This is a genomic window from Metabacillus bambusae, assembly GCF_017497975.1.
Classification (GTDB): Bacteria; Bacillota; Bacilli; order Bacillales; family Bacillaceae; genus Metabacillus; species Metabacillus bambusae.
Genome location: NZ_JAGDEL010000021.1, coordinates 84,316 through 103,798 on the forward strand (window position 1 = coordinate 84,316; position 19,483 = coordinate 103,798).

Consider the following 19,483-nt stretch of genomic DNA (forward strand, 5'->3'; position numbering starts at 1 on the left):
CGCGCTCCCACAGGAGTCTCACACCCTCCGCTCCAATCAACAAAGTGCTAAAATCAACAGTGAGCTTTAACAGAGCCTTTACTTTATGAATGCTTTTAAAAAATTGTACTTTTCGTTTAATTATTTGTATCATTTTTATTAACATGCAATTAATAGTAGAGGTGAAAAAATGGATATTCATAAAAAGGACGTAATTCGTTTATTGGAGAATATAGCAATACTAATGGAACTAAAGGGAGAAAATCCGTTTAAAATATCAGCGTTTCGAAAAGCAGCGAATGCATTAGAGACTGATGACAGAAGTTTAGCTTTAATTGATGATTTTACAAAGATTTCTGGTATCGGCAAAGGGACATCAGCAGTTATAAAGGAATATGTAGAAACCGGAAAGTCAGAAATGCTGGATGAACTAAATGAAGAGGTACCAGCTGGACTATTACCAATGTTAAAACTACCTGGTTTAGGTGGAAAAAAAATTGCTAAGCTATACAAGGAATTACATATAGATAGTGTTGAAGCATTGAAACAGGCTTGCGAGGAAAATAAAATTCAAGCATTAGCTGGCTTTGGGAAAAAATCTGAAGAAAAGATTTTAGCAGCGATTGCAGAAATGGGGAGTCGTCCTGAGCGTCTTTCATTAGCGTTCATGCTTCCAATAGCAGAAGAAATAGAGGCATACTTAGAGCAGTGTAAAGGCATAGAAAAGTTTTCAAAAGCTGGTAGTCTTCGCAGGATGAAAGAAACGATTAAGGACTTAGATTTCATCATTTCGACAAATGAGCCAGAAATGGTTAGAGATCAGCTTTTAGCGATGCCTTTTTTAACTGATGTTATTGCAAGTGGTGATACAAAGGTTTCGGTCCAATTAAGCTATGACTATGAAGTGAGTGTGGACTTTCGCTTAGTAAAGCCTGCTGAATTTGCAACCACCCTACATCATTTTACCGGTTCTAAGGATCATAATGTTAGAATGAGACAGCTGGCGAAAGAGCGAGGGGAAAAAATAAGTGAATACGGTGTGGAAAATACTGAAACGAACGAAATCAAAACGTTTGCAACTGAAGCTGAATTTTATGAGTATTTTAATCTCCCACATTATGATCCAGAGATACGCGAGGATGGTTCAGAGGTAGATGTATTCAATAATAAAATGAAGCTCATACGATTAGACGATATAAAAGGTGATTTGCATATGCACTCAACCTGGAGTGATGGTGCTTTTACAATTCGGGAAATGGTAGAGGAGTGTCGCAAAAAAGGTTATAGCTATATTGCGATTACAGATCACTCTCAATACTTAAAGGTAGCAAATGGATTAACACCCGAGCGGTTACGAGCACAGCGAGCAGAAATTCATGCGTTAAATGATGAATATGATGATATTACCATCCTTGCAGGAGTAGAGATGGATATTTTGCCAGATGCTACATTAGATTATGATGATGAGCTATTAAGTGAGATGGATCTTGTTATTGCATCGATTCATTCAAGCTTTTCTGGGTCACAAGAAGTGATTATGAATCGTTTAAAAACCGCATTGGAAAATCAGCATGTTGACATTATTGCTCATCCAACAGGTCGTCTAATTGGAAAGCGAAAGGGCTATGATGTAGATGTGGATATGCTAATACAATTAGCAAAAGAAACCGATACTGCCTTAGAGTTAAATGCCAATCCTAATCGACTAGATTTAAGTGCTGAACATGTCAGAAAGGCACAAGAAGCAGGTGTAAAGCTTGTTATCAATACAGACGCGCATAATAAAGAAATGCTTGAGCATATGATAATTGGCGTATCGACTGCGAAAAAAGGCTGGATTGAAAGTGACAATGTGATAAATACTTGGGAAATTGATAAGCTACGAGCATTTTTAAATAGGCATCATAAAGAATAATTCAGTTAGAAAACGATTTGCATGATCAAGGCGTTTGCGCTTTTCTAAACAGTTAAGAAAGCATAAAATTTTATACTTAGTTTTGGTGTCTAGCTCCAGCGCCTAGCCCCTCCAGGTCATAAGCCACAAATGAATTGAAGACAAAGAACGTCTTCTATTCAATTGCGTCTTATTGCCCGGGGCTGAACAAGGCGCTTGCGCTTTTCTAATTAGGAGGTTTAAGGTTTGCAGCAGAAAGTATTTCATGTATTAGAATTTGAAAAAGTTAAAGTGCAGCTTGTTAAGCATGCATCTTCCTCATTAGGGAAAGAAAAAGCAAAAGCGTTAATACCCTCAAGTCATTATGAAGAAGTGATAACAGCTCAAGAGCAGACAGATGAGGCTTCAAAGGTGTTACGCTTAAAAGGCAATGCACCACTTGGTGGATTAGTGGATGTTAGAGCAACCGTTAAGCGTGCAAAAATCGGAGGTTTACTAAGTGCTTCTGAATTAATCGAAGTGGCCGGAACACTTTATGCTGGGCGAAATATGAAACGCTTTATTGAAAAAATGGTTGAAGAAGATATTGAATTACACCACTTACCACAGCTTGCTGAAAAAATTGTTCTTTTAATAGACCTTGAAAAAAGCATCTCACAATGTATCGATGATAATGGTTATGTTTTAGATAGTGCAAGTGACACATTAAAGGGCATTCGTCAGCAGCTTCGCACAACAGAAGCAAGAGTTAGAGATAAGTTGGAATCAATGATTCGTTCATCTTCTGCTACAAAAATGCTTTCTGATGCCATTATTACGATAAGAAATGATCGCTTTGTTTTACCAGTTAAACAGGAATATCGTGGTTCATATGGGGGAATTGTACATGATCAATCAAGCTCAGGTGCTACACTTTTTATTGAACCACAGGTGATCGTTGATATGAATAACATCCTACAACAAGCAAAAGTTAAGGAAAAGGTTGAAATTGAACGGATTTTAAGGCTTTTATCTGAAGAGGTTGCTGAGAATAGTCAAGATATTTTACAAAATGTTTATTGCTTAGCAGAAATGGATTTCATGTTTACGAAGGCAAGATATGCAAAACAAATTAAAGGAATTAAGCCTGCTGTCAATAACAAGGGTGTTGTACGAATGTTTAAGGCACGGCATCCACTTTTACCCGAAGATGAGGTTGTTCCAAACGATATTGAGCTTGGAACAGACTTTACAACAATCGTGATCACAGGTCCAAATACAGGTGGTAAAACAGTTGCGTTAAAAACGTTGGGTCTATGTACATTAATGGCACAGGCTGGCTTGCAAATTCCAGTTCTTGATGGTTCTGAAATCGCTGTGTTCGATGCTGTTTATGCTGATATTGGTGATGAACAATCAATCGAGCAGAGCTTGAGTACGTTTTCATCGCATATGGTTAATATTGTTGATATTCTTGATAAGGTTGATGAAAAAAGCTTAGTGCTTTTTGATGAACTTGGAGCAGGTACCGATCCTCAGGAAGGTGCAGCACTAGCTATTTCAATCCTTGATGAAGTATATAACAGAGGAGCACGGGTTGTTGCGACCACTCATTATCCTGAGCTTAAGGCATATGGATATAATCGAACTGGTGTTATCAATGCAAGCGTTGAGTTTGATATTACAACATTAAGTCCTACTTATAAGCTATTAATTGGTGTACCTGGTCGGAGTAATGCATTTGAAATTTCAAAGAGACTGGGCTTGCAAGAACATGTCATAAATATGGCAAGGGCGCAAATGAGTGATGAACGTAATGAGGTAGATACGATGATTGCTTCATTAGAAACTAGTAAAAAATCAGCTGAGCATGAGTTGATCGAAGCGGAAAAAATTCGCAAGGAAGCTGAACAGCTTCATAAAGAGCTCCAACAACAAATTATTGAGTTTAATCAGGAACGTGATGCTTTGTATGAAAAAGCAGAACGCAAAGCTGAAGAAAAGGTTGAGGAAGCACGCCAAGAAGCAGAAAAGATTATCCATGAATTAAGGAAGTTAAGAAAAGATCACAATGCACAAGTAAAAGAGCATGAGCTCATTGATGCAAGAAAACGCTTGGAGGATGTAATTCCAGCATTTGAGAAAAGCAAAAAAGTTGAAAAGAGAGAACCAGCAAAGCAATCCTTTTTACCTGGGGATGAAGTAAAAGTGATAAGCTTTGACCAAAAAGGTCATTTAATTGAAAAAGTAAGTGATAATGAGTGGCAGGTTCAAATGGGCATCATGAAAATGAAAGTAAAAGAAAAAGATCTTCAATATATAAAGAGACCAAAACAAGAGGTGCATGAAAGACCTTTAGCAACAGTGAAAGGAAAGGATTATCATGTTTCTCTTGAATTAGATTTACGTGGTGAACGCTTTGAAAATGCACTACTTAGAGTAGAAAAATACCTAGACGATGCTGTATTAGCTGGTTACCCTAGAGTATCTATTATTCATGGTAAAGGTACAGGAGCTCTTAGGACAGGTGTAAAAGAATTACTCAAAAGCCATCGAAGTGTTAAAAACACCCGATTTGGAGAAGCAGGTGAAGGTGGGTCTGGAGTAACCATTGTCGAACTCAAATAGCGGGGAGAAGATGTGATGAAAGGATTCTGGGAAAATGAATTAGTCCAAATTGCTGCTTACTATAGTGTTGTAGTACTTTGTATTATTGTGTTTTTAACGATATTTGAACTTGTGACAAGATATAAAAATTGGGAAGAAATTCAAAATGGAAATATGGCTGTAGCAATGGCAACAGGCGGAAAAATCTTTGGTATTGCAAATATTTTTAGATTTTCAATTAACCAACATGATAGCTTATTGGAAATGATGGGATCTGGACTTTTTGGGTTTATTCTCCTGCTTTTAGGCTACTTTATTTATGAGTTTATGACACCAAAGTTCAGAATTGATGAAGAAATACAAAAGGACAATCGTGCGGTTGGCTTTATCTCACTAGTTATATCAGTGGGTTTATCGTTTGTCATTGGAGCAGGGATATAAGGAGAGTGTGAGTTGGAGACTTTAGCTAAAGTTTTGTTTGGGTTATGTGGGTTGTTTATTTTGATCGGGATTATTTATTTAGTGTTTTTTTAATATACCATTCGAAAAAAGCATCCAAAAGCTAAATTGTAAATATAAATAAACTTATGTAGTCTGGCATGTAATTTGTCAGACTTTTTTCGTTTGCAAATTTCACCCAGTTTATATAAGGAAATATCACTTTTTAATACATAAAGGCTTGTCAAATATTATTTGAAAATATTTTATATTTCTGAAAATAAGAAAATCTGCTATACTTTCTTATATGAAGGTATAGGGGAAGAGTGACTCCGAACAAATACTCCAAATGAATACATTCCTATTTATAGATTTCTAGTCTACCCCCCTCTAAAAAAACAGAGTGTCGCACATCCATATAGCTGGTTCATTCTAAAAAGTATAGTCTAAGTAGGAGGAGAAGAAGATGGAAATTCAAAAACCTTGGCTACATCATTATCCAACAGAAGTCCCTCACGAAATAACCATTGATGAAAAACCGCTATACGAATATTTACAGCAGGCCGCAGATGAATTCCCAACAAAAACAGCCATTCATTTCCTGGGGAAAGAACTTTCTTATTCTGAACTTTATAATCAATCCCTCAAGCTAGCTAACTATTTACAATCGCTTGGCTTACAAAAAGGCGATCGTGTGTCCATTATGTTACCAAACTGTCCACAAGCTGTTATTTCATATTATGGTGTGCTATTTGCAGGAGGGATCGTAGTTCAAACAAATCCACTTTATATGGAGAGAGAACTTGAATATCAGTTAAAGGATAGTAAGTCTACATTTATGCTAACCCTTGATTTACTATATCCGAAAGCTTCTAAAATGAAAGCGTTAACAAAATTAAAGCATATAATTGTTACAAGTATAAAAGATTTTTTACCATTTCCTAAAAATCTTTTATACCCTTTTGTGCAAAAGAAGCAAAATCAAATAGTTGTAAAAGTTGAGCATCAAGGTGATACACATTTATTTAAGCAGATTATGTCTTTAGCTGAGCCAAATATAGATTTACCGGATATTAACCCCTCAGAGGATATTGCCTTACTTCAATATACGGGAGGGACAACGGGCTTTCCGAAGGGAGTCATGCTCTCGCATAAAAATATTGTTGCGAATACACAAATGTGTGCATCCTGGTTGTATAAATGTAGAAGAGGAGAAGAATCATTATTAGGAATCGTTCCATTTTTCCATGTTTATGGAATGACAATAGTAATGAATTTATCTGTAATGCAGGCATTTAAAATGATTCTCTTACCGAAATTTGATGCAACAGATACATTAAAAACGATTGTGAAATTAAAACCTACTCTTTTTCCAGGTGCTCCAACCATTTATATAGCTTTATTAAATCATCCTGACATTCAAAAATATGATCTTTCATCAATTGATTGCTGTATTAGTGGTTCAGCACCACTTCCAGTTGAAGTCCAAGAGCAATTTGAGAGAGTGACAGGTGGACGTCTAGTAGAAGGATACGGTTTGTCAGAAGCTTCTCCGGTAACACATGCAAACTTTTTATGGGATAAAAGAAAAACTGGTAGTATTGGTGTTCCATGGCCAAATACTGATGCAGCGATATTTTCGTATGAAAATGGCGGTGTCGCTGATACAAATGAGTTAGGGGAAATAATCATTCGTGGACCTCAAGTAATGAAGGGATACTGGAATAATAAAGAGGAAACCGAAGCTATCCTTAAAAATGGTTGGTTGCTTACAGGTGATATTGGTTATATGGATGATGAAGGGTTTTTCTACGTTGTCGATCGTAAAAAGGATATGATCATTGCTGGTGGATATAATATTTATCCACGTGAAATAGAAGAAGTCCTATATGAACATGAAAAAGTTCAAGAAGTCGTTGTTGCAGGTATTCCAGATCCTTATCGAGGTGAAACGGTAAAGGCTTATATTGTGTTAAAGGAGCATCAAGATGCAACAATAGAGGAATTTAATGAATATGCACGGAAGCACCTAGCAGCGTACAAAGTACCTCGTATTTATGAGTTTAGAGATGAGTTACCAAAAACAGCGGTAGGAAAAATTTTGAGACGTGCATTAATAGAGGAAGAAAAGGAAAAATTGAAAGATGCGAAATGATATTTTTGTCCTTATTAATTTTAAGCAAAGAGTTGGCAGGTGGACTCCTATTGAGTCCACCTCTAGTCTTACAATGAAAAAGAAGAAAAATGATGAAATGAGGCTTGACATAATGAAGAGGAAAAATTAAGATTGAAACATGAATGACTATTCATTCATTCTCAGAAGGGGAGTCGACATTGAAACAGAAAAAACCAAAATATAAACAAATAATAGATGCAGCAGTTATTGTAATTGCTGAAAATGGCTATCATCAAGCACAGGTTTCAAAGATTGCAAAACAAGCGGGTGTTGCCGATGGGACAATCTATTTATACTTCAAAAACAAAGAAGATATACTTGTTTCGCTTTTTCAAGAAAAAATGGGAGTCTTCATTGAAAAAATAGAAGAAGAAATCCGCTCTGTGGAAACAGCTGCAGAAAAGTTATTTACATTAATTGAGACACATTTTTCATTGCTTGCTGAAGATCATCATTTAGCCATTGTTACACAGCTAGAGCTTAGACAATCGAATAAAGAATTACGTCTAAGAATTAACGAAGTGTTAAAAGGTTATTTCAATGTAGTTGATAAAATTATCACAGCAGGCAAGGAAACCGGAGAATTTAGAGAAAGCTTAGATCAACGTCTAGCAAGACAAATGATTTTTGGAACTATTGATGAAACCGTCACAACATGGGTAATGAATGATCAAAAATACGACTTAACAAAACAAGCAAAACAGGTTCATGATTTATTTGTTTATGGATTTACTAAATCTAATGAAAGACTATAGGTAAAAGTAAACTTTTTCGAATAGAGGAGAAAAAACCTTTACTTACGAAAGTACTTTTTCACCGATATCTAAACATACATTATATCAAACCCTTAGGTGTATGAATGCTAGGGGTGAAGCAAGCTCATTGTACAGTTTTGCTTTCCTGGTCATTTTTAATACTAATCTTATTAATAAAACTAGGCAAAGCGGGTCTTCCCGTTTCCTTCATAGAGAAAAAATGTTACGAGGGGGTAATTAAATGGACTTTTTAACGCTTAAGAAGGAAAATTTCATCGCTGATATTTCAATTAATCATGCACCAGCAAACGCATTATCTTCAAATGTTTTAAAGGAGCTTTCAACCTTACTTGATCAACTGGAAACAGATGAGGATGTCAGAGTGATTGTTTTACATGGTGAAGGAAGATTTTTCTCAGCAGGGGCAGATATTAAGGAATTCGTTGGTGTTCCTTCAAGCAAAGAATTTTCTTCATTAGCTGAGCGGGGGCAGCAATTGTTTGAGCGAATTGAAACATTTAATAAGCCCGTTATTGCTGCTATTCATGGTGCTGCATTAGGTGGCGGCTTAGAACTTGCGATGTCTTGCCATCTTAGGCTTGTTACAGAGGACGCAAAATTGGGTTTACCTGAATTACAGCTTGGTATTATTCCTGGTTTTGGTGGGACACAAAGATTACCAAAGTATGTTGGAACAGGGCGTGCATTAGAAATGATGCTAACAAGTGAACCGATCTCAGGGGCAGAAGCAGTGCAGCTCGGACTAGCAAACCACTCGTATCCGGAAGAATCGATAATAGAGGAAGCGAGAAAGCTAGCAGCTAAGTTTGCACAAAAAAGTCCACTTACTGTAAAAGCTGTTATTTCACTTCTAAATGCCGCAAAGACACCGGCTTATGAGGCTGGTATTCAGCAGGAGGCAGGATGGTTTGGTGAGATTTTTGAAAGTGCTGATGCAAAAGAGGGGATTTCAGCATTTATCGAAAAAAGAAAGCCAACTTTTACAGGCAAATAAGTCCGTACTTACTCCACTATCAAAAATGAAGGGGAAATTGAGAAAGATAGGTGGAACAGACATTTTTTTGGTACTCAATTATTTTTATACAAATAACTGAGTTAAGTTTGTTTAACAGCTTACCTTCATAATAAAAATACTTAGCGAAACATGGGGGAATGGGAAATGAATATCTTTGTAATGATGAAAAGAACATTTGATACGGAAGAAAAAATCGCTATTCAAAATGGTCAAATTAATGAGGACGGTGCAGAATTTATCATTAATCCTTATGATGAATATGCAATTGAAGAAGCAATTCAATTACGTGATAAAAATGGCGGAGAGGTTACCGTTGTCACAATTGGTGGGGAAGAGTCTGAAAAAGAATTACGTACCGCTTTAGCAATGGGCTGTGATAAAGCAGTATTAATTAATACGGAAGATGATTTAGAAGATGGAGATCAATATACTACTTCTAAAATACTGGCAGAATATTTTAAGGAGCAAGATGTAGACATCATCATAGGTGGAAATGTGGCAATTGATGGTGGATCAGGGCAGGTAGGACCTCGTCTAGCGGAATTATTAGATATTGCTTATGTGACAACGATTACAAAACTTGATATTGATGGTGCTAAAGCAACAATTGTTCGTGATGTTGAAGGGGATTCAGAGGTTATTGAAGCAACTTTACCGTTATTGGTCACAGCGCAACAGGGCTTAAATGAACCGCGTTATCCTTCATTACCAGGTATTATGAAAGCTAAGAAAAAACCACTTGATGAGCTTGAATTAGATGATCTTGATTTAGATGAAGATGATGTAGAAGCAAAAACGAAAACAATTGAAATCTACTTACCTCCGAAAAAAGAGGCCGGAAAAGTGTTGCAAGGAGATCTTGATGATCAGGTTAAAGAATTAGTTTCACTTCTTCGGAACGAAGCAAAGGTTGTTTAACTGGGAGAAAGCGGACAATTATTTGAACAGGGGGAAATAATCATGGCTAGAAAAGTACTTGTATTAGGTGAGGTTCGTGATCAAGCTTTACGTAATGTTTCATTTGAAGCAATTGCAGCAGGAAAAACAATTTCTGAAGGGGGAGAAGTTGTTGCGGTATTAGTGGGTGAGAACATCAGTTCATTATCATCACAATTGATTCATTATGGTGCAGATCGAGTTGTGACGGTAGAGGATGCAAAGCTTAACATATATACACCAGATGGATACTCCCAAGCAGTATTGGCTGTTATTCAAGAAGAAAGACCAGAAGGAATCGTGTTTGGTCACACCGCACTTGGGAAAGATTTATCTCCTAAAATTGCCGCAAAATTAAACTCAGGATTAATTTCTGATACCACGGCAATTGAAGTGACAGGTGGAAATGTTGTATTTACTCGTCCAATCTATTCAGGAAAAGCATTTGAGAAAAAAATTGTTACTGGAGGAATTATTTTTGCCACGATTCGACCTAATAATATTACTCCACTAGCAAAAGATGAAGCAAGAAGTGGAGATATAACCGCATTATCCGTAACAATTAAAGATTTACGGACAATCGTAAAGGAAGTTGTACGGAAAGCTTCTGAAGGAGTTGATTTATCAGAAGCCAAGGTTGTTATTGCTGGTGGCCGTGGGGTGAAAAGTGAAAATGGCTTTGAACCTCTAAAAGAATTAGCAAATGTTTTAGGTGGTGCGGTTGGAGCATCCCGTGGGGCTTGTGATGCGGAATACTGTGATTATTCGTTACAAATCGGCCAAACAGGTAAGGTTGTAACACCAGATTTATACATTGCATGTGGTATCTCAGGAGCAATCCAACACTTAGCTGGTATGTCAAACTCTAAAGTTATTGTTGCAATTAATAAAGATCCTGAAGCAAATATTTTTAAAGTTGCTGACTACGGTATCGTAGGTGACCTATTTGAGGTAGTACCACTTTTAACGGAGGAGTTTAAAAAGCTAAAAATACATGCTTAATTTCTAAAGCACGCTGAACATGCGTGCTTTTTCTTTTTAATATCCATTACATAGCTAAAATTTTCATGAGAAAACAAACCATGTTTTGTTATAGAAACATTGGGAAAAGTATTAGTGAAGCATATTGTTAGCTTACTTTAAAAGTGAGTGCTATACTTTAAACATATTTAACCCTACAAATTAGGAGGAATTACAATGGCAATAACAAATGTAACAGATCAAACATTTTCAAATGAAACAAACGAAGGTGTCGTACTAGTCGATTTTTGGGCACCATGGTGCGGACCTTGTAAAATGATAGCTCCAGTTCTAGAAGAACTTGATTCAGATATGGGCGACAAAGTTAAAATTGTTAAAGTTGACGTTGACGAAAACCAAGAAACTGCTGGTAAATTCGGCGTTATGAGTATCCCAACATTACTCGTACTTAAAGATGGTGAAGTTGTTGATAAAGCTGTAGGATATCAACCAAAAGAAGCACTTGCTGAAGTATTAAACAAACATGTATAAAATTTTGGATTGACTTTTGTCAGTCCTTTTTTTATACCCTTAAAGTATCCATTTATTAGAATGTATTGTTTCTCCTAAGGTGATAAGCTAAGTTTTACTAATTATTCACTTTCTAAATTATGAAACACTAATTGCTCAGGAAATGATTGTATGTAATACGACTATTTAACATGGGACGAAAGTATGGAGACATGGTAAAATTAGTTTAGTTTATAATGGACAGTAATCCGCTATTTTAATGCTACTCATTAATGTGGGGGATTACTGCCTATTTAAGAGAGTAACTTTAACTTTTAACATTTAGTAAGGAGTGTTTGCTATGAAGGATCAAATAAAGGAAAAGCTTGCACTTCTTCCTGATCAGCCTGGTTGCTATATTATGAAGGATCGCCAAGGGATAGTAATTTATGTAGGTAAGGCGAAGGTATTAAAAACAAGAGTACGATCCTATTTTACAGGTTCGCATGACGGAAAAACATTACGATTAGTAAATGAAATTGTTGATTTTGAATATATCGTGACATCGTCCAACTTAGAAGCATTAATACTAGAATTAAATCTTATTAAAAAGTATGATCCAAAATATAATGTGATGTTAAAGGATGATAAAACTTATCCATTTATTAAAATTACGAGCGAGCGTCATCCACGTTTACTCGTTACAAGACAGGTTAAAAAGGACAAAGGCAAATACTTTGGACCATACCCTAATGTTCAATCTGCTCGTGAAACAATTAAGCTCCTGGATCGATTATATCCGCTTAGAAAATGTTCCACATTACCTGATCGAGTGTGTCTTTATTATCACATGGGACAATGCCTAGCACCATGTGTAAATGATGTATCAGTCGAAACGAATCGTCACATGGTAGAGGAAATTACAAAGTTTTTAAATGGTGGATATAAAAAGATAAAAGAAGAACTATCTGATAGAATGATGAAAGCATCAGAGGAATTAGAATTTGAGCGTGCAAAAGAATTTCGAGATCAGATTCTCCATATTGAAGCTACCATGGAAAAGCAAAAAATGACATTAAATGACCATGTCGATCGTGACGTATTTGGATATGCATATGATAAAGGTTGGATGTGTGTACAAGTCTTTTTTATTCGCCAAGGAAAGCTAATCGAAAGAGATGTATCAATGTTTCCAATTTACGATAGCCCCGAACAGGAATTTTTAACGTTTTTAGGACAATTTTATTCAAAAGCAAATCATTTTGTACCAAAAGAAATTTTATTACCTGATAGCATTGAGTTTGATTTAGTTGAAAAGCTTTTAGACGTAACTACTCTTCAACCTAAACGTGGCAAAAAGAAAGATTTAATTTTATTAGCACATAAAAACGCAAAAATCGCGTTAAATGAAAAATTTTCATTGATCGAAAGGGACGAAGAAAGAACAATAAAAGCTGTTGAAAATCTTGGAGATAAGCTTGGGATTCAAACACCACTTCGTATAGAAGCCTTTGATAACTCAAATATCCAAGGTACAGACCCTGTATCTGCAATGGTTGTGTTTGAAGATGGAAAACCTGCAAAAAAACATTACCGTAAATATAAAATTAAAAGTGTTCAAGGTCCTGATGACTATGAATCGATGAGAGAAGTGGTTAGAAGACGTTATAGTCGCGTTCTGAAGGATGACCTTCCATTACCAGATTTAGTAATCATTGATGGAGGAAAAGGACATTTAGCTGCTGCCCAAGATGTATTGGAAAATGAATTAGCATTAGATATTCCTGTTGCAGGTCTTGTAAAGGATGATAAACATCGAACCTCTGAACTAATAATCGGTTCCCCCCCTGCATTTATCCAACTTGAGAGAAATAGTCAGGAATTTTATCTTTTACAAAGAATTCAGGATGAGGTCCATCGTTTTGCGATTACCTTCCATCGTCAATTACGTGGTAAAAATGCACTCCAATCGATTTTAGATGATATTCCTGGTGTAGGTGCTCAAAGAAAGAAATCGCTTCTTAAACACTTCGGGTCATTAAAGAAGATGAAAGAAGCTAGTGTTGAACAATTTAGAGAAGCAGGCATGCCTGAAAATATTGCCAAGCAAATCTTTGATCACTTAAAAAATTAAAATTTATTAATTTTAAAGTACATGTTCTCTATTTGGTGATTACTACTCGAGTAATAGTGAAGGCAATATATGTAGCTTATTTGTCTGAACTGAATAAGTCTCTTGCGCTTTTCTTAAAAGTTTGGTAAAATTTTAAATAATTTCATAATTGATCGTTAGTTTGTTAAATGATGGTAGAGGTGCGAACTTTAAGAGTAGCCTGTTTGAGGAGTATGGTCTCCAATGATAGCTGGTGAAAGGAATGTTCGCCGAAGTGAGTAAAGCACCATTTGCTTTAGTTGCTGGTTTTACATTTAAGAGATGTAAAATTGTCAAGAAATCTATTTCTTGGAGAGCTATCTCATTGTAAGAAACGAATTTTTTTTTCGTTTAGTAAGCAATGGGATGTTTTTCGTCTCATTGCTTTTTTATTTGCATTCGAAGCTATCCAATCAGTACGAAACATCTTGCAAAGCACAAAAGTTACTAATTGAATAGTTGCTCTAACCTTCTAGCAGACAAGGTTCGATCATTGAAAATTAACAGAAGGGTGAGATTAATTTGGGTATTATCGTTCAAAAATTTGGTGGTACATCAGTAGGTACTGTTGAAAGAATTCTAAATGTAGCAAACCGTGTCATTCAAGAAAAAGAAAACGGGAATCAAATAGTTGTCGTTGTGTCAGCAATGGGGAAGTCAACCGATCAGCTTGTTGGTCTAGCAGGACAAATTACTGATAAACCTAGTAAGCGGGAGATGGATATGCTTCTTACAACCGGTGAACAAGTGACAATATCATTGTTAGCGATGGCATTAAAGGAAAAGGGACACGATGCTATTTCATTTACTGGTTGGCAAGCAGGAATTCAAACAGAAGCAAGACACGGCAACGCTAGAATTACAAATATAAACCCTGACTCTATAAAGAAAGAATTAAGTGATGGTAAAATTGTCGTTGTTGCAGGCTTTCAGGGCTTTTCAGACGACCAACAAATAACAACTCTTGGCAGAGGTGGCTCAGATACGACAGCAGTTGCTCTTGCAGCAGCCTTAAAAGCTGATAAATGTGATATATATACCGATGTAACTGGTGTGTATACAACAGATCCAAGATATATAAAAGGCGCTCGTAAGCTTGAAGCAATTTCTTATGATGAAATGCTAGAGCTAGCTAATTTAGGAGCAGGTGTTTTACATCCACGTGCAGTAGAATTTGCGAAAAATTACAGCATTCCGTTAGAAGTTCGTTCAAGCATGGAAAATGAACGAGGTACGATCATTGAGGAGGAAACAAAAATGGAGCAAAACTTAGTTGTGAGAGGGATTGCATTTGAAGATCAAGTAACAAGAGTCTCAGTTTTAGGGCTAAGAAATGAATTGACGACACTTTCTACTATTTTCTCAACATTAGCTAAGCAGGGCTTAAATGTTGATATAATCATTCAAAGTACAACAAGTGATAATAAAACATCGATCTCATTTTCTGTCAAAACAGGTGATCTTGAGGAAACAATTTCAATCCTTGAGCAACATAAGTCTGTGTTGAATTATGAAAAAATTGAATCTGAATCTGGTCTAGCAAAAGTATCCATTGTAGGTTCTGGTATGGTGTCAAACCCAGGTGTTGCTGCAGAAATGTTCGAAGTATTAGCTAACGAAGGAATCGAAGTTAAAATGGTTAGCACATCTGAAATAAAAGTTTCAACAGTTTTATCCGCCGAGGATATGGTGACCGCGGTTGATATTCTTCACAGTGCATTCGAACTTTCTAAAGAGGTTACAAAGGTATAATAATAAAAAACTACGAAGGGTGACTAAATGGATTGAGTCACCCTTCGTAGTTTTAACTTTTCCGTGCACGGCGTTTTCCTAGAGAAGGTTCATCTAGTATTTGGTCTTTTTGGTCCCATTGCGCTGTAAAAACCACTTTATTAGCGCGTTTTTTTACTTGTTCGTATGTTTCGGTTATGTACTTGTTCATCGATTGTAGCTGTTCAGCAATAAAACCAGCTTCTAACTGAAAGGTACATTCATTTGTCTTTTTTAGTCTGATTGAAATGAGCTCTCCACCTAGCTCGAATTCCATCTCATTCTTTTTGTTCTGTAGTAAAGTGAGATTTCCCCATCCGGCAGCTTCAAAAAATGTGGAAATTTCTTCAATAGATTCAACAGGGTATCTACGAGCTAATCCTTTTCCAGCCCAATACAGCATTTGAGGATGATCAGACCCAAGAATATCTGGGATCAAGACCTCTCTTAGTATTTCTAAACCGAATGCTGGTGCTTGGATATCCTTTAATTCTTCGATATTAACGAGTACTAATTGTTTATTCACGGTATTCCCCTCTTTCTATGGTTTATTATATAACAAGAAGTGTAGTGAAAAACATGTAATATTAAGTAAAAGAGGGTTAAATTTTAATAAATAGTAGGGGCAATGTGTTATTAATATTCATATTTATCAGTAATGATAGTTAAATAAATAAAAGGTAATGTTGAATTTGGCACTATATTGATAAAATAAAATTAAAGGAAAGTAGGATTTGTCGAAAAATTAAAATTTATGAACACGTTTTCTTGACGCTCATACGTTATGGGAGTAAAATGTATTTGTCACATTTTATCTTGAGTAAGGTGGCAGAAATTAATTTTTGTCTGCCTTTTAAAGCCCATTATGTTTTACATACAATCAATGGTGACCTCTATTGATTAAAGTTTAACTTTATCAGGAAAAGATAATTAGGTGAAAAATGAAAAAGTTGAGTTAAAAAAACTGGGCGCAATATTGAAACTAGGGGGTAAGTTTAATGGCTGGAAACAGAGAGTTTGTGAATCGTAGACTGCACTCATTATTGGGGGTAATTCCTGTAGGCCTCTTTTTAATTCAGCATCTTGTTGTCAATCACTTTGCAACAAGAGGTGCAGAGGCATTTAACAAGGCAGCTCATTTTATGGAGATGCTTCCTTTTCGCTATGTATTAGAAGTGGTAATTATCTTTCTACCAATTTTATACCATGCTATTTACGGAGTTTACATTGCTTTTACAGCTAAAAACAATGTAAGTAATTATGGTTTCCTTCGTAACTGGCTATTTATGCTACAGCGTGTAACAGGTATAATTACATTCATTTTTATTGCTTGGCACGTTTGGGAAACGAGAATAGCAGCTGCACTTGGGGCACAGGTAAACTATGACATGATGGCTTCAATTTTAAGCAGTCCTTTTATGCTAGCATTCTATTTAATTGGAGTTATTTCAACCGTATTCCATTTTGCTAACGGATTATGGTCATTTGCGGTTAGCTGGGGAATTACCGTTACTCCACGCTCACAAGTGATTTCTACCTATGTAACGCTTGCGATCTTTTTAGCGTTATCAATCGTAGGAGTTCGGGCAATATTTGCATTCGTCTAATCCAGCAATAGCTATTAAAAGGAGTGGGCTTAATGAGTAAAAGTAAAATTATCGTTGTCGGAGGCGGATTAGCCGGTTTGATGGCTACTATGAAAGCCGCTGAAGCTGGCGTTCAAGTAGATTTATTTTCATTAGTACCTGTAAAACGTTCACATTCTGTATGTGCACAGGGTGGAATTAACGGTGCTGTAAATACAAAAGGTGAAGGAGATTCACCTTGGGAGCATTTTGATGACACTGTATACGGTGGAGACTTCTTAGCGAATCAACCGCCAGTTAAAGCATTGGCAGATGCAGCTCCTTCAATCATTCACCTATTTGACCGATTGGGTGTTATGTTTAACCGTACTCCAGAAGGATTACTAGATTTCAGACGTTTTGGTGGCACTCAGTACCATCGGACAGCATTTGCTGGTGCAACAACTGGACAGCAGTTACTATATGCACTAGACGAACAGGTTAGACGCTACGAAGTTGCTGGTCTTGTTACAAAATATGAAGGCTGGGAGTTTTTAGGTGCTGTAATTGATGACGACGGTGTTTGCCGTGGAATCACAGGTCAAAACCTTACTTCTATGCAAATTGAATCATTCCGTGCTGATGCTGTTATTATGGCAACAGGTGGACCTGGTATTATTTTTGGTAAATCAACGAATTCAATCATTAACACTGGTTCTGCTGCATCCATTGTCTATCAACAAGGTGTTACCTATGCTAATGGTGAATTTATTCAAATTCATCCAACGGCAATCCCTGGTGATGATAAGCTCCGACTTATGAGTGAATCAGCGCGTGGAGAAGGTGGACGAGTTTGGACGTATAAAGATGGAAAACCATGGTATTTCCTTGAAGAAAAATATCCTGCATATGGTAATCTAGTTCCACGTGATATTGCAACACGTGAAATCTTCGACGTTTGTGTGGAACAGAAGCTAGGTATAAACGGCGAAAACATGGTGTATCTAGATTTATCTCATAAAGATCCAAAAGAGCTTGATATTAAACTAGGTGGTATTATTGAAATCTATGAAAAATTCATGGGTGAAGATCCGCGTAAAGTTCCGATGAAAATTTTCCCTGCTGTGCACTATTCTATGGGTGGATTATGGGTTGATTATGACCAAATGACAAATATCCCTGGATTATTTGCAGCTGGTGAGTGTGATTACTCTATGCACGGAGCAAACCGTTTAGGTGCAAACTCATTACTATCAGCAGTTTATGGTGGTATGGTTGCAGGTCCTAATGCAGTGAAGTATATTAAAGGTCTTGAAAAGAGTGCAGAGGATCTTTCATCATCTGTATTTGATGGACACGTGAAGCGAGAAGAAGAAAAGTGGAATAATATCATGAACTTAGATGGTAATGAAAATGCTTACGTTCTTCATAAGGAATTAGGAGAATGGATGACAGATAATGTTACTGTTGTTAGACACAATGATAAGCTACTTAAAACTGATGAGAAATTACAAGAGCTCATCGAACGCTTCGATAAAATTAATATTAACGACACAGCTAAGTGGAGCAATCAGGGTGCAGCATTCACTCGTCAATTGAAAAACATGCTTCAATTATCACGTGTTATAACACTTGGTGCCTACAATCGTAACGAAAGTCGTGGCGCACATTATAAGCCAGAATTCCCTGAGCGTAATGATGAGGACTTCTTAAAAACAACCATGGCTACACATACTGGAGATCGTACAGCTCCTGAATTTAACTATGATGATGTTGACGTATCATTAATTAAACCACGTAAACGTGATTATTCAAAAAGCAAAGAGGGGGATAAAAAATGAGCGAGAATAAAGTAGTTCAATTTATTATAACCCGTCAAGAATCACCAGAAGCAGCGCCTTATCAGGAAAAATTTGAAATTCCATATCGCCCGAATATGAACGTTATCTCAGCGCTTATGGAAATTCGTAGAAATCCTGTAAATGCTCAAGGGAAAGAAACAACTCCTATCAACTGGGATATGAACTGCTTGGAGGAAGTATGTGGAGCTTGTTCAATGGTAATCAACGGAAAGCCCCGTCAATCTTGTTCAGCACTAGTTGATCAGCTTGAACAGCCAATCCGCCTAGAACCAATGCGTACATTCCCTGTAGTACGTGATCTACAAGTTGATCGGAAGCGCATGTTTGATTCGCTTAAGAAGGTTAAAGCTTGGATTCCGGTTGATGGTACGTACGATTTAGGTCCTGGACCACGTATGCCTGAGAAAAAACGTCAATGGGCATATGAATTATCAAAATGTATGACATGTGGTGTGTGCTTAGAGGCTTGCCCAAATGTAAATAGTAAATCTAATTTCATTGGTCCTGCTCCTTTATCACAAGTCCGTTTGTTTAATGCTCATCCAACTGGTGAGATGAATAAATCAGAGCGCCTTGAGGCAATTATGGGTGATGGTGGTTTAGCGAACTGTGGAAATTCACAAAACTGCGTACAGTCATGTCCAAAGGGGATTCCTTTGACAACATCAATCGCAGCATTGAATCGTGATACAGCGATACAATCATTCCGTAATTTCTTTGGTAGTGACCAAGGTTAATTGTTTTATATGAAAAAGGACTGACTTTTTAAGTCAGTCCTTTTTCTGTAAGGTAAGGCATTATCATTATTGGCTAGCTGAACGATAAACAATATTTATTGGCATTAGAAATATGTGTTGTGAAAGG

At 36.6% G+C, this 19,483-nt stretch carries 15 protein-coding genes and 1 riboswitch; of the genes, 14 read left to right on the forward strand and 1 reads right to left on the reverse strand.

The genetic code is table 11. The features are described from left to right. Positions 1 to 169: 169 nt before the first annotated feature. The 11 genes from polX (at position 170) to I7822_RS21955 (ending at position 15,174) form a co-directional block, all read left to right on the forward strand. Positions 170 to 1,894 (forward strand): DNA polymerase/3'-5' exonuclease PolX, encoded by a 1,725-nt coding sequence (polX, locus tag I7822_RS21905; RefSeq protein WP_207981198.1) that lies wholly within the window; start codon positions 170 to 172, stop codon positions 1,892 to 1,894. 225 nt (positions 1,895 to 2,119) lie between these two features. After that, a complete protein-coding gene (locus tag I7822_RS21910; RefSeq protein ID WP_207981199.1) occupies positions 2,120 to 4,480 on the forward strand; it encodes an endonuclease MutS2 in 2,361 nt (786 codons plus the stop codon). Between the two features lie 15 nt (positions 4,481 to 4,495). Then, positions 4,496 to 4,900: a DUF350 domain-containing protein gene (locus I7822_RS21915; RefSeq protein ID WP_207981200.1), complete on the forward strand. Its 405-nt coding sequence runs from the start codon at positions 4,496 to 4,498 to the stop codon at positions 4,898 to 4,900. Positions 4,901 to 5,369: 469 nt separating this feature from the next. Next, positions 5,370 to 7,052, forward strand: coding sequence for an AMP-binding protein (locus tag I7822_RS21920; RefSeq protein ID WP_372442202.1), 1,683 nt, complete (start codon positions 5,370 to 5,372; stop codon positions 7,050 to 7,052). A 179-nt stretch (positions 7,053 to 7,231) separates the two neighbouring features. Then, positions 7,232 to 7,828 carry a fatty acid metabolism transcriptional regulator FadR gene (gene fadR / locus I7822_RS21925; protein ID WP_207981202.1) on the forward strand — a complete coding sequence of 199 codons (597 nt, stop codon included), beginning with the start codon at positions 7,232 to 7,234 and terminating at the stop codon, positions 7,826 to 7,828. A 241-nt stretch (positions 7,829 to 8,069) separates the two neighbouring features. After that, on the forward strand, positions 8,070 to 8,843 hold the full coding sequence (locus tag I7822_RS21930; protein WP_207981203.1) for an enoyl-CoA hydratase: 774 nt from the start codon (positions 8,070 to 8,072) through the stop codon (positions 8,841 to 8,843). Positions 8,844 to 9,008: 165 nt separating this feature from the next. After that, the gene (locus tag I7822_RS21935; RefSeq protein ID WP_207981204.1) at positions 9,009 to 9,782 is read left to right on the forward strand and encodes an electron transfer flavoprotein subunit beta/FixA family protein; all 774 of its coding nucleotides are present in this window, start codon (positions 9,009 to 9,011) and stop codon (positions 9,780 to 9,782) included. Between the two features lie 42 nt (positions 9,783 to 9,824). Next, a complete protein-coding gene (locus I7822_RS21940; protein ID WP_207981205.1) occupies positions 9,825 to 10,802 on the forward strand; it encodes an electron transfer flavoprotein subunit alpha/FixB family protein in 978 nt (325 codons plus the stop codon). Positions 10,803 to 10,997: 195 nt separating this feature from the next. Next, positions 10,998 to 11,312 (forward strand): thioredoxin, encoded by a 315-nt coding sequence (trxA, locus tag I7822_RS21945; protein ID WP_098795879.1) that lies wholly within the window; start codon positions 10,998 to 11,000, stop codon positions 11,310 to 11,312. Between the two features lie 319 nt (positions 11,313 to 11,631). Then, positions 11,632 to 13,404 (forward strand): excinuclease ABC subunit UvrC, encoded by a 1,773-nt coding sequence (gene uvrC, locus I7822_RS21950; protein WP_207981206.1) that lies wholly within the window; start codon positions 11,632 to 11,634, stop codon positions 13,402 to 13,404. Between the two features lie 166 nt (positions 13,405 to 13,570). After that, a riboswitch (Lysine riboswitch) is annotated at positions 13,571 to 13,750 on the forward strand. A gap of 194 nt (positions 13,751 to 13,944) precedes the next feature. Then, positions 13,945 to 15,174: an aspartate kinase gene (locus tag I7822_RS21955; protein ID WP_207981207.1), complete on the forward strand. Its 1,230-nt coding sequence runs from the start codon at positions 13,945 to 13,947 to the stop codon at positions 15,172 to 15,174. A gap of 52 nt (positions 15,175 to 15,226) precedes the next feature. Here I7822_RS21955 and I7822_RS21960 read toward each other — a convergent pair whose 3' ends face one another. Continuing rightward, the gene (locus tag I7822_RS21960) at positions 15,227 to 15,718 is read right to left on the reverse strand and encodes a YslB family protein (RefSeq protein WP_207981208.1); all 492 of its coding nucleotides are present in this window, start codon (positions 15,716 to 15,718) and stop codon (positions 15,227 to 15,229) included. Positions 15,719 to 16,190: 472 nt separating this feature from the next. Here I7822_RS21960 and I7822_RS21965 point away from each other — a divergent pair, with 472 nt between their 5' ends. The 3 genes from I7822_RS21965 to sdhB are packed head-to-tail and all read left to right on the forward strand — an operon-like array spanning position 16,191 to position 19,356. Beyond that, positions 16,191 to 16,799, forward strand: coding sequence for a succinate dehydrogenase cytochrome b558 subunit (locus I7822_RS21965; protein WP_207981209.1), 609 nt, complete (start codon positions 16,191 to 16,193; stop codon positions 16,797 to 16,799). 32 nt (positions 16,800 to 16,831) lie between these two features. After that, positions 16,832 to 18,598: a succinate dehydrogenase flavoprotein subunit gene (gene sdhA / locus I7822_RS21970; protein ID WP_066334174.1), complete on the forward strand. Its 1,767-nt coding sequence runs from the start codon at positions 16,832 to 16,834 to the stop codon at positions 18,596 to 18,598. After that, positions 18,595 to 19,356: a succinate dehydrogenase iron-sulfur subunit gene (sdhB, locus tag I7822_RS21975; protein WP_207981210.1), complete on the forward strand. Its 762-nt coding sequence runs from the start codon at positions 18,595 to 18,597 to the stop codon at positions 19,354 to 19,356. The genes sdhA and sdhB overlap by 4 nt, the downstream gene beginning before the upstream one ends. The last annotated feature ends 127 nt before the right edge of the window (positions 19,357 to 19,483 follow it).